Genomic DNA, 12,166 nt, shown 5'->3' on the forward strand with positions numbered 1-12,166 from the left:
CAAAACTGGGTAGAAGATAATAGAATCAAGCAAATTTTCTTGCCTCCATACTCTCCGAACCTCAATTTAATAGAGCGCTTGTGGAAATTCTTACGAAAAAAAGTAATCAATACGGGTTTCTATCGGAACAAGACAGAATTCCGAGATGCTATAAGGAATTTCTTTGATAATATACATACTTATAAAAAGGAGTTAGAGTCACTTCTAACTCTCAATTTCCGTTTGATAAATTCGCAAACCATTTCTTTTTGACTATAAATCATAATGATTACCAAGCAGTACAATGTAAAAAGATAAAATAATTATAGAGGCACGAGCTGAAAGCTCGCACCAGCAGAGGGAAGGACTTGACTTAGGAATTATGTATAAAGAGTAAATGTATGACGCAATATAATAATCTATTGATTGAAGATATTTTTCTATCGGGATTTGTAGAACGAGAGGGAGAAATATCTGTATTTAAACCTATGTTTTGGTGGTGTTTTCTTAAATTGGATAATGGAAAGATAATAGAAATATCTTCTAATGATGGTAACATCAAACTTGTAGAGACACCAAAGATAAATTGTAATTTTGATTTAGAAGAGGAAGATATTTTCTGCATAATGTCCCATTCTCCTATAGAAAACTATGGAAGAATAATTGATATGAGATATTTATTTGATGAAACTGGAAATGTGGTCGCATTAAAGATTGAAACTTCTTCTCATCGTATACAAATAAATGCTACAACATCATTTGAAGGATTAGATATTTTCATCATAAGATAAATTAATTTTAAGGATAATGTTTCAGCTGTGTTATAAAAATTGCAAAAACCAGTTAATCAATGTAATCAATAGATAAATCTTACAGACTTTATAATTGTTTCCAATTCGAAGAGTAAGTCTCGCTTGGAGGTGCCTGGGGCGGCAATAAAGCCTTCGATAACGACACATCGATCTCTCTTAGGGTCTTCTATAATATAATTGGAGAAAGGGCCTCCTAAGATAAAATCTTTTACTTCCCAGAGTCCTTTGCTTACGATAGTAGGATAGCCATTGAGTTGGGTTTTGGTATAGGTAGGTGCAAAGGCGGGGCTGGTAATCATATACATACCTTCCTGAGGGCCTGGTACATAGCGCTTTCCTATGGAGTCACGCATCTGGATAATATCCTCGGAACAGAGGTTGCTGTGTGTACAGATTTTTCCTTTAGGGACTTCATAAATAAGGATATCAGCAGTACCATTCTTGACTTTTCTTTCTAACCAAAAGAAGTTATTTTCCTGTTTGACAATATTGTACAGGGAAGGGAAAGAGAGTTGTATTCCTAAAGTATTCTCTATTAGCTTGGTATTATTTAGCGTATTTTGGAAACGGTTTCTGACCTCTTGCATTTCATTTTCCTTGAAGGTACGGATAATCTTAGGGGCATATTTTTGTATTTCACTGATGAGGTCGTCGGTGGTTTGTCCAATGATAAAAGCGACTTTCTGAGGCTTGGCATATAGAGAGTCGCGGATATCGAATCCATTGCGTGTATCGGTGGAGACAATCAAGATATTTCTACCGGCACGGGTCATACCATCGAACACCTCCAAGGGAATCTGTTGGATGTCAAAGAGAGGTTCTCGCGCACCCGCAATCTCCTCGACTGGAGAGGCAAAATATTCCCGGAGGCTATCCCCTACGACTCCACCCCAGAGTTGCGGATCCATAACGATAGTCAGAGAGTTGATACTTCCCACAGAATCAGGCAAATACTGTTCTTTTTTCTTTTTATGACAGCTTATCAGTAATAGAGAGGTCAAAAGGCATACCAAGAAATGTCTCATAAGGGTAATAGATTTTCCCATCAGATAGCTAATATTGTTCCAAAAATGAGGAAAATGAATAATTTAACAAAAAAATAACATCTTAATAATCAATGATTAATGATAATTAAAAAAGTTTTTGTTTTCAACAAAAAAGTAATATATTTGCACCCTGAATTTACAATATAGTAATTATGGCTAAATCAACAAGAAGAGAGACTGTTCTTAACGCAAAAGTAGTAGCGTTGTTACAGGAACAAGTAGGAATGGAAGCACATGCGAGTGCTACTTATTTGGCAATGTCCTCATGGTGTGAAGCGAATGGCTTTCCTAAGAGTGCTGCCTTTTTCTTAGAACATGCTGAAGAGGAGCGTGGTCACATGCTAAAGATATTTCACTTTTTAAATGACAATGGAGCACGTGCTTTCTCTCCAGAGGTGAAGGATATCCCCCAAGAGTTCAAAGGCTTGAGAGATGTGTATGAGAAGACCTTCGATCATGAGATCGCAGTTACCGATTCTATCAATGCGATTGTGAAATTGGCTAGAAAAGAGGAAGACTATGCCAGTGAACACTTCCTACAATGGTTTGTGGAAGAACAGTTGGAAGAAGAGCGTTTGGTACGAGATATTCTTTCTTGGTTTGACTTTGTCAATGAGAAAGAAAGCAAGTTTGCTCTTCGCCTGATAGACGAGCGTATTCCAGTAGGAGCATAAGCGCTTGAGACAAAAGAAAAACAAAGGGAGTCCTGAAGAAGGCTCCCTTTGTTGTTTAGAAAATAGTAAGCTGTTTGATACGATACTCTACACCAAAGGAGAAATAAGAATGTCTGAAGTTGTTATTATTTCCAAAGTTAGCAGCCTCAAGTGCGGGGTGTTTTTTATCAAAGAGATTGGTCAGGGAGTTGGTATAGCGTAGTTCCCCAGCAATATTGTCAGTAAAGCGTATTTTGAATCCTAAAACAACAGCGAAGTCGAAGGTACGATAGATCCCTTTGTCCAAGTAGTTTTCTCCACCGAAGATAGGTTCTTCAGATCCTATTTCTGGTTTTACCACAAGGAATCCGAACTGAGGGCCGGCTTGTAGGGAGAATTTTTCATGGAGCTTGACATTGGCCAAGATAGGGACATTGACATAATCCGTATTGAGAGAAGCCTTATAGGTATCTCCAGAAGGCAGAAGCCCTTCACGCTGCCAGCGAGCCCCCTCTCTGGAGAAGAGCACTTCGGGTTGTAGGGAGAAGATACGCCCAAGGAAGAGTTCGCCATAAGCTCCTACATATACTCCGAGTTTGCTTTTGAAAGTAGATACCTCGGAAGTGGTTCCTCTGAGAGAAACATAATTGATTCCTCCCTTGACCCCTACATCAAACTCTTGAGCATGGGTGTACAGATGGAGAGAAAAGATACTTAGTAGTAAAAAAATCTTGCGCATAAAAGTATCGAAATGTTATTGGTGATAAAGATTTCGCAAAAGTAATAAAAAAATAAAGACAAAAAATAAAAAGATATTCACAGGGGTAGGGAAGAGAACCAAGAGACTGTCCGAAAAGTCTTATTCATGAAGGGCGATTTGCAAATCGCCCCTACAGCAGGATCTAAAATAACTGATTTTCGATAGAATAAACTTTGAAAAATAATGTTTTGGACTTTTTGGACAGCCTCTTTACTGTTCACCTTTTTCTTTACTATTCATTGTTTTCCGATCGAGCCATTTTCGGTAGGCGTCGCGGTTTTTGTTATGCTCTTGAAGGGTTTTGGCAAACTTATGATAGCCTAATCGTGCTGTATCGGCGACAAAAAAGATATAATCATGTTGTTGGGGATGGAGTACGGCATCGATAGAAGAGATATCCGGCATACATATAGGAGAAGGAGGAAGACCAGGATGTAGGTAGGTATTATAAGGAGATTCTATTTGTAAGTCTTTAAGATAGACCCGCTTGATAATCGTATCATAATTGCCTGAAGTTTCCTTGATAGCGTAAATCACAGTAGGATCGGCCTGAAGAGGTATTCTCTGGCGTAACCTATTGAGATATACCCCTGCGATGGTAGGACGCTCGCTCACCCTATACGATTCCTTCTGTACGATAGAGGCAAGAATGGAGACCTGCTTGGGAGAAAGTCCCAAAGAATCCGCCCTTTCTCTTCTGGAATCGTTCCAGAAAGTCTTGTATTCTTTTCCCATTCTATGGACGAACTCCTCGGCAGAGGTATTCCAATAAAACTCATAGGTATTGGGGATAAAAAGTCCCAATACATTGAGAGAGTCCATCTGATGCTCATAGAGGAAGAAAGGGTTGAGGGTAGCCTTCATCAGGGACGCACTATCAGCTTCAATCTCCTGAGCGATACGAGCGGCTAAGAGGGGTAAGCGCTCCTGATTGTTAAAAGAGACTTTGATAGGCTGACTACGATTTCGGAGCATACGTACTAAAGCCAAGTTGTTCATACCTTTATGAACCACATAGCGTCCAGGGCGAACGTGTTCGGTATATCCCATGTACTTAGCCACCCAGAAGAAAGTGTTTTCATGAGAGAGCTTGGGATACAAGCTATCGATGACCGTTTGGTAAGAGCTACCTGTAGGGATATACAGAATGAACTTCTTTTCCTTGAAATCTGTATTGGGAGAGAACAGCACATAATAGATAGCGCCTCCAGCCAAGAGTACTCCCAAAAGAAGGGAAAAGATGAATATTTTGAGAATTTTTTTTATCATCGTATAATGATTAGGATATTAGTTTTATTGCGCACAAGACAGTCAGGTCTAAGACGCATAGAGATAAAAAGGCTTACAGAAGGAAATATAATAAACCCTTAGGCACTTTATCTTTAGTATCTGTTAGAAGATTCCATGATAGGCTGGTAGAAAGTAGGATTGTTCATATAAGGTTGGAAATCCTCTTCGCTAATTTCGAAACCATCTAAGTAAGGATGGAACACACTATCTTCTTCCTTTTTGTAATCCAAGTAAAGAATTTCTGTTTTGAAGATCTTATCCTTATAGAAATGATCTTTTACAATCTTATTATCTACTATTTTGTAGATATAATCAGCATTTTCATAATATCGATTATTCAATCGGATACTTCCTTGACTGAGAATGCCATCTTTTATGACTCCGGAATGAATTTCTTTGCCATTTTTGAATTGTTTGAATGATATGGTAGTCTTTATATCATATCTGTCCTTATCTTTTTCTTTTTTGATAATATAATGAAACTCTTTTTCGCCCTTTTTATTGTAAATATCGCCTACTTCCTCACCGTTTTCTTGTACTTTTTTGTAAAAACGAAGACGGTTAGTATCATCTAATTGTTTGATTTCATTTATTTCTCCCTCTTTGTAGAATACATAGCTTTCATTTTTCTCCAAATTGTCATAGAGGTATCCCTCATAAGGAGTTTCATTTCTGAAGGAGACGATTCCCTTTTGTGATTTGTTCTTATTGAAGTATGTAATCTTGCTTATACTTCCATGGATATCGTTGTCCACCTTTTGTTTGATATTTCCATTTTTGTAAAAAAAGGTACTTTCACTTAGAATACCCAATTTGTAATCCTCTTTTCCCTGAAGCACTCCACTTTCATCCAAGTTATAAGCTACTCCTTGGTAAGGATGTCCTTCTTTGATAAGAAGTTCTCCCATTTTCTTTTGTTTAGGGTTAAGGAAAGTAATGATAGTATCTTTTTGGCGGACGGTTCTTTCAGAGAATACTTTTCCGGAACGATAGAATTCCTTTTTGGTAGTAATATTACCCTTGTTATCCCACTGAGTAATCATTCTCACCTGAGCGGGGTTGAAATAGTATTCTACTTCAGTACCTTCGGCGGGTGAGTCATCGTCCTTAGTCAGGCGAGAGCCAATGAGCTTACCACGCTCGTCATAATAATGAGAGAGTATGTTGCCATTCTCCTGATTGAAGCGCTCTATACGAATCTTGGAGAGATCCTTATCGAAGAGAACGATCTTTTTTATTTCCCCATTTTCTTGAAAATAAACAATGTTGAAGTTATCCTTTTCTTCGGGATAATAATAAGACTGAGAGATTTCATTGTCCTTAGCATCCTTACTATAAAGGGTCGTAATACGACCTTTTTCATCGAACATTTTATACTTGAGTTCCCCCTTTTTCTCTTCTCCTTGGATTTCTATTTTCCCATTTTCGAGATAAAAAGTGAATTTGCCCACAAGCTCTTCGATTCCTCTAAAGTCCTTATTTTTAGAAAAAGCATCCATTTGGAGCTTGCCATTGAGGTAAAAATCCTTGATGTGATAAATTCCCTGTTTTTCAGAGATGGTACGATAGAGAGATGCCTTGTCCTGAGAGACAGGGTTTCCACTATTGTCGATGTAGATTTTTTCTTGAGCCCAACCGAAGCACGAGAGCAAGAGCAGAAGTAAGAATAATCTATTCATGAGGCTATGATTAAGAGTTTTACAAGGGACAAAAATACAAAAAACTTCATTAGCGACAAAGAAAAAGCACTAAAAGAAAAATAAATTTTTCTACCCTATTGCCTGATATAGTTTTATTCACTAACTTTGCTCCTGTTAGAAAAAGCAGACAAACCTATAACATGGAACCATATTCAATTTCATTTGAAGAATTTGCAAAGATCGTTTTTCATCATAAAAAAGTAGAAATCTCCACAGAGACAGAGAAAACGGTAAGAGAAAGCTATGAATTTCTAAAAAATTTTTCCAAAGACAAGATTATCTATGGAGTAAATACAGGATTTGGGCCAATGGCGCAGTATAGAATAGAAGAGGAAGATCAGTTAGCCCTACAATACAACATTATACGCAGTCATTCCTCTGGTATGGGAGCCTATTTTTCTCCAGAAGTCGTAAAGTCGGCTATACTCTGTAGGCTCAATACTCTCTCTTTAGGTCGCTCAGGGGTGCATCCTTCCCTGATATACCTGATGAAGGAACTCATCAACAGAGATATTACCCCCTTAATTTTTCAGCATGGGAGTGTAGGTGCCAGTGGCGATTTGGTACAATTAGCCCACTTGGCTTTAGTGCTTATAGGGGAAGGAGAAGTCTTCTACAAGGGAGAGCGACGCCCTACCCAAGAAGTTTTCAAGGAAGAAGGGCTTGAGCCCCTGAAGATACACCTTAGAGAAGGTATCGCTCTGATGAACGGAACTTCAGTGATGACAGGGATTGCCCTGGTGAATATCCATTATGCTACACTTTTGCTGAATTGGTCTGTCAAGCTCTCCTGTGCCATCAATGAGCTGGTAAGGAGCTATGATGACCATTTCTCAGAGGAGCTTAATGCCGCCAAGAGACATGAAGGACAACAACTTATAGCACGCAAGATGCGTGACTACCTCACAGACAGCCAGTTGACAAGAAAGCGTGCTGACCACTTATACAAGGGCGAACATAAAGAAACTGTTTTCAAAGACAAGGTACAGGAATACTACTCCCTACGCTGTGTTCCCCAGATACTGGGACCTATCTATGAGACCCTATCCCAAGCCAAAGAAGTAGCCACTCGAGAGCTCAATTCGGCTAATGATAATCCTATTATAGATATGGAAAGCCAACAAGTATACCATGGAGGTAACTTTCACGGCGATTATATTTCCTTGGAAATGGACAAGCTCAAATTGGCCATTACCCGCCTTAGTATGCTCAGTGAGCGACAACTGAACTACCTACTGAATCCAAAAATCAATGAGATACTTCCTGCTTTTGTCAATGCAGGTAAGTTAGGCTTCAACTTTGGCATGCAAGGAATCCAGTTCACTGCGACCTCCACAACGGCAGAGAACCAAACTCTATCAAGCTCCATGTATGTACACAGTATTCCTAATAACAATGACAATCAAGATATAGTAAGTATGGGTACCAATGCCGCCACCCTTACTCATAAAGTCATAGAAAACGCCTTTGAGGTGCTGGCTATAGAAGCTATTACTATCGCACAAGCCATAGATATACTGGGCTACCAAGACAAACTCTCCACCACTACCCAAAAGTGGTATCAAGAGATACGGCAGATTATTCCTTTCTTCAAAGAAGATATCACTCCCTATCCCTATTTGGCAAAAGTAAAGGCATTTCTAAAGAACAATTAGTAAAAACTATGAAACACTTACTCTTGGCACTTCTGACAGGCATATTGTTAGCCCTTGCCTGGCCAACCTATGGTATATCCCTATTAGTCTTTGTAGCTTGGGTTCCCCTATTGTGGGTAGAATACCAATTACGTAGTACAGGGAAGGCAAGCAAAGGTAAAGTATTTCTCTGCTCCTACCTTAGTTTTTTGGTATGGAACACCCTAACTACATGGTGGATATGGAACTCCACTGTAGTGGGCTCCCTCTTTGCTTTTTTGGTCAATAGCCTGTTGATGAGCTTAGTTTTTCTGGCTTATCATATAGTAGCCAAGAGAAATAGCACCAAGATAAGCATTATATTTTTTATAACTATATGGATTGCCTTTGAGAAATTCCATCATCATTGGGATTTCTCTTGGCCTTGGCTTTCCTTAGGGAATGTTTTTTCAGAGAATATTAGTTGGATACAATGGTACGAATATACAGGAATCTTTGGAGGAAGTCTGTGGGTGCTGGTAGTCAATGTGTTGTTATTCCATACCTTGCGTTTCTTTTTGCAGGAGAAAGATAAAAAATTGTTTTACAAGCGAATAGCAGGTATAGGATTGTTGCTACTCTTGCCTATAATCATTTCTTTGGGTATATATTCCCACTATACAGAGCAGGGGAAGCCTATAGAAGTCGTTGTCCTACAGCCCAATATAGACCCCTATGAGGAGAAATACAGTCTTACTAATGAAGAGACTATAACCCTATTGCAGGAATTAGCAGAGAAAAAAATTACTCCACAGACCCACTTTGTACTCACTCCAGAGACTGTAATTTCGCAAGGTGTATACCATTTGGACGATATCTCCCGAGGAAAAGAAGTGGCCAGTATGCACCCTTTATTGGAGAAATATCCCCAACTGAATTGGGTTATGGGAGCGGCGATCTATCAAGTACTTACCGATGAGAATAAGGTAGGGGCACAGAGCAACTATAACCCACAGCAAAACTATTGGTTCAATGATTACAATAGCGCCTTTTTGCTCAATACCTATGGTATTATGGGCTTTCATCATAAGTCGAAATTGGTCGTAGGAGTAGAAAATATGCCCTTGCAATCCGTGCTAAGACCCATTCTGGGCAATATTATGATTGATTTAGGGGGCACAGTAGCCGTGAAAACGACCCAAAAGATCCCCAGTGTATTAAGTAGTGTATCCCAAGAGAAAGTAGCACCTGTGATCTGCTATGAATCCATCTATGGAGCCTATGTGAACGAATATATAAAGCAAGGTGCCCAATTCTTAGGAGTACTCACCAATGACGCTTGGTGGGGAGATACCCAAGGACACAAGCAACTGCTAAGCTATACACGCCTAAGAGCCATAGAGACACGTAAGAGCATAGCCCGTAGTGCCAATACGGGGATATCCGCCTTTATCAATCAGCGAGGTGAAATCATCCAATCCTTAGGATATGGAAAAAAAGGAGCACTAAGGGGAACTGTACTTGCCAATGAGAACATAACTACATATGTTCGCTATGGAGATTATATAGCTCGCCTTAGTGCTTTTATAGGAATAGGAATTTTCCTGATGTCTTTTCTGAAGAAAAGGAGTGAAGTATAGTTTATAGGTATCTTACCCTACCACTGCCTTTGGTCTGGACATCTACTTTCTTAGGATTTCCCTTGATAGTAATATCTCCCGATCCTCGGATAATGGCAGAAAGTAGTTCTGTTACATAAAGTTCCACATCGCCAGAACCACTGATGGATGCTGTAGCTTTCTTGGTTATGAGTTCATCAGCTTGAAAGTCACCACTGCCGGCAATGGTTACATCAAGAGTCTCAGTAGTGCCTTTGATATCCATATCACCACTACCCTTGATAGAGACAGACAAAGAATCCGCTTGTAGAGAAAGATCTATATCACCACTTCCTACAACCTTGCAAGTCAGGTTTTTAACATGTAATTGTTCGCGAGAACTAATATCTCCCGATCCTGAAACAGATATTTTGCTCAAGGACTCATCCACAGGGATATAAAGTTCTAACTTTCTAGTAAACTGGAAAGAAAAATCAGGAGATAGTTTTATGGTAAGTACTCCATTAGTTACCTCAGTAATCACATACGGTTCTATGTTCTGAGAAGCCTTAAGAGTTATATTCCCTACTTGTCCCTTTGTTAGGATAATATCTGCACCACATTCTAAGTTGATTTGGCTATAAGAGGGGAGGTTTCTTTCTTTGGAGATGATTGAGTTATCTCCCTTGATTACGGGAAAAGAGTGACTACAACCTATCCATAATAATAGGCAAGTGCACAAGATAACTATTCTTTTCATAATTAGATTTTTGGGTTTGGTTATTATTTTCTTCTTAGTTTTTGGTTTTCCTCTTGTAAGGTCTTAATTTGCTCCAAAAGGCGGTGGATGATCTGCATACTTGGCACATTGATCTCCAAGTCATAATGCCAGTTGACAAAGCGTTCTAAGGAAGCTAATTGGTCATAGTGTACATAAGTAACCCTATCAATTACTTCGGTTTTAATCAATCCATTATCGACTAAAGCATTGAAAAAAGAAGATTTGATTTTGTAAGTTCTAATTACTTTAGTTTTTGAAATTCTAAGCGGTTGTTCCATTTTCTTGTAGTTTTTTCATTTGTTCAAGTAATTGTTTTTGCTTGTCAGAGAGATTCTTAGGGAGTTCTACTGTGTAAGTGATAAAGAGATCTCCGAAAGCTCCTTCCTTATAGACAGGGAATCCTTTTCCTTTGAGGCGTACGGTGGTGCCTGGCTGAGTTTCAGGTTTTACCTTAAGCTTTACCTTCCCCGAAAGAGTATTGACCTGAACTTCTCCGCCGAGGATAGCCGTATACATATCAATAGTCACTTTAGTTTTCAAGTCATTACCGACCCTTTCGAAGATAGGATCTGGGTGTATATGAATGGTGATATACAAGTCTCCATTAGGTCCTCCATTGACTCCTTCAGTACCATAGCCTTTGAGTTTTATCTGTTGATTATTTTGGACACCAGCAGGGAGTGTGATACGGATATTCTTACCATTGACTGAAAAAGTTACAGGATGTGTAGTGGCGGCTTCTGCGAGAGAGAGGGAGAGTACAGTCTGGAGATCCTGTCCCTTGAACTTTCCATAAGCGGATCCATAATTACTTCTGGCAAATCCCGCTTCCTTACCAAAAATTTCCTTAAAGAAATCCGAGAAATCATTTTCATTGGTATAAGTAGCCCCTTCGAATCCTTCAAAAGGATTTCTGCCTTGTCGTTGTGCATTTTCGAAGGCCTCACTATGTTGCCAATCCTTACCATACTTATCGTACTTAGCTCGGTTTTTGGAGTTGCCCAATACCTCATAAGCCTCATTAATTTCCTTAAAGCGCTGCTCTGCCGATTTGTCATTAGGATTCATATCCGGATGATACTTTCGTGCCAGCTGGCGGTAAGCCTTCTTAATTTCTTTAGCGGAAGCGGATTTATCCACCCCCAAAACTTTATAATAATCAATATAAGCCATTGGTATATAGAATATTAGAATTTATTTTTATAATGAGACAAATGTACTGCAAAATATTGGAATAACCTAATAATATTCAAAGAATTATTTGTTTTCTCCCAGTTTGAAATGCATAGAGATAAAACCGATCTGAGTTTGAGGAGCTTTGTCATCGGGATTAAATCTATAAGTAAGAGCCGACTTGCGGGCAGCCTCTAATAGGCAAGGCGCCTTGTTGGTAGTCCCCTTTTCACCAGCTTTGGCGCGAATTACTTTTCCAGACCTATCGACTTCTATCTGTACTACGACGAATCCCGATTCGTTGCAATCTTGGAATATTTTTTCTCCGCTTATGTATCGGCGGCCATTGAGTCCCCATCCCTTACCATTGCCACCAGAGCCATCGCCACCATAGAAACTATTAGAATAAGGGTCTCCCTTAGGATCACCTTTGTAGCCATCAAGATTGTCATCCCCTTGATTGCCATTTCCTTTTCCCTGAGCAGAAGTTTTGTTAGAAGCGTTGAGCACATTGGCCAGGGCATTGGTAGTGGAGGCTTCAGGTTTCTGTTCTTTTTTCTTTTTTTCAGGTTGAGGTTCTTTTTTAGGTTTTTTAGTTTCCTTTTTAGGAATAGCTACAGTTTCCTCGTCAGTATCTTGAGTGAGTACATTTTCAGCAGGTTGAGGAGTTGTTTCGGTAGGCTGTGGGGGAGTAGGGGAAGGATCAGGAGGAGATACAGCTTGTGAGGGCTGAGCAGGAGAGATTTCTCCACGACCTACCT

13 protein-coding genes are annotated in these 12,166 nt (G+C 39.4%); 5 read left to right on the forward strand and 8 right to left on the reverse strand.

The features are described 5' to 3' along the window. On the forward strand, positions 1–252 hold a 252-nt coding region (locus CAPGI0001_RS02660), incomplete at its 5' end, for a transposase (protein WP_040359447.1). Between the two features lie 128 nt (positions 253–380). Further along, positions 381–770, forward strand: a complete 390-nt coding sequence (locus tag CAPGI0001_RS02665) for a hypothetical protein (protein WP_002666401.1) — start codon at positions 381–383, stop codon at positions 768–770. Positions 771–835: 65 nt separating this feature from the next. Here CAPGI0001_RS02665 and CAPGI0001_RS02670 read toward each other — a convergent pair whose 3' ends face one another. Next, positions 836–1,837 (reverse strand): DUF4837 family protein, encoded by a 1,002-nt coding sequence (locus CAPGI0001_RS02670; protein WP_002666394.1) that lies wholly within the window; start codon positions 1,835–1,837, stop codon positions 836–838. Between the two features lie 152 nt (positions 1,838–1,989). Between CAPGI0001_RS02670 and CAPGI0001_RS02675 the strand changes: the two genes are divergently transcribed. Next, the gene (locus tag CAPGI0001_RS02675; protein WP_002666410.1) at positions 1,990–2,511 is read left to right on the forward strand and encodes a ferritin; all 522 of its coding nucleotides are present in this window, start codon (positions 1,990–1,992) and stop codon (positions 2,509–2,511) included. Between the two features lie 55 nt (positions 2,512–2,566). Here CAPGI0001_RS02675 and CAPGI0001_RS02680 read toward each other — a convergent pair whose 3' ends face one another. The 3 genes from CAPGI0001_RS02680 to CAPGI0001_RS02690 form a co-directional block, all read right to left on the reverse strand. Then, on the reverse strand, positions 2,567–3,229 hold the full coding sequence (locus tag CAPGI0001_RS02680) for a porin family protein (protein ID WP_002666412.1): 663 nt from the start codon (positions 3,227–3,229) through the stop codon (positions 2,567–2,569). Between the two features lie 231 nt (positions 3,230–3,460). Beyond that, complete coding sequence (mltG, locus tag CAPGI0001_RS02685; protein WP_002666392.1) at positions 3,461–4,519, reverse strand: endolytic transglycosylase MltG; 1,059 nt, start codon at positions 4,517–4,519, stop codon at positions 3,461–3,463. 113 nt (positions 4,520–4,632) lie between these two features. Next, the gene (locus CAPGI0001_RS02690; RefSeq protein ID WP_002666403.1) at positions 4,633–6,219 is read right to left on the reverse strand and encodes a hypothetical protein; all 1,587 of its coding nucleotides are present in this window, start codon (positions 6,217–6,219) and stop codon (positions 4,633–4,635) included. A 161-nt stretch (positions 6,220–6,380) separates the two neighbouring features. Here CAPGI0001_RS02690 and flxA point away from each other — a divergent pair, with 161 nt between their 5' ends. Continuing rightward, the gene (flxA, locus tag CAPGI0001_RS02695) at positions 6,381–7,895 is read left to right on the forward strand and encodes a flexirubin biosynthesis tyrosine ammonia-lyase FlxA (protein ID WP_002666400.1); all 1,515 of its coding nucleotides are present in this window, start codon (positions 6,381–6,383) and stop codon (positions 7,893–7,895) included. An 8-nt stretch (positions 7,896–7,903) separates the two neighbouring features. Then, positions 7,904–9,493 carry an apolipoprotein N-acyltransferase gene (gene lnt, locus CAPGI0001_RS02700; protein WP_002666391.1) on the forward strand — a complete coding sequence of 530 codons (1,590 nt, stop codon included), beginning with the start codon at positions 7,904–7,906 and terminating at the stop codon, positions 9,491–9,493. Position 9,494: 1 nt separating this feature from the next. Here the strand turns inward: lnt and CAPGI0001_RS02705 are convergent, their stop codons facing one another. The 4 genes from CAPGI0001_RS02705 to CAPGI0001_RS13060 all read right to left on the reverse strand — a co-directional run. Continuing rightward, complete coding sequence (locus CAPGI0001_RS02705; protein WP_002666387.1) at positions 9,495–10,211, reverse strand: head GIN domain-containing protein; 717 nt, start codon at positions 10,209–10,211, stop codon at positions 9,495–9,497. Between the two features lie 23 nt (positions 10,212–10,234). Beyond that, the gene (locus CAPGI0001_RS02710) at positions 10,235–10,510 is read right to left on the reverse strand and encodes a chaperone modulator CbpM (RefSeq protein WP_002666398.1); all 276 of its coding nucleotides are present in this window, start codon (positions 10,508–10,510) and stop codon (positions 10,235–10,237) included. Further along, a complete protein-coding gene (locus CAPGI0001_RS02715; protein WP_002666389.1) occupies positions 10,494–11,405 on the reverse strand; it encodes a DnaJ C-terminal domain-containing protein in 912 nt (303 codons plus the stop codon). The genes CAPGI0001_RS02710 and CAPGI0001_RS02715 overlap by 17 nt, the downstream gene beginning before the upstream one ends. Positions 11,406–11,489: 84 nt before the next feature. After that, positions 11,490–12,166 (reverse strand): energy transducer TonB (locus CAPGI0001_RS13060; protein ID WP_002666396.1); only part of this gene is annotated, 677 nt, incomplete at its 5' end.

The sequence above is a fragment of the Capnocytophaga gingivalis ATCC 33624 genome (assembly GCF_000174755.1).
In the GTDB taxonomy this organism is placed as follows: Bacteria; Bacteroidota; Bacteroidia; order Flavobacteriales; family Flavobacteriaceae; genus Capnocytophaga; species Capnocytophaga gingivalis.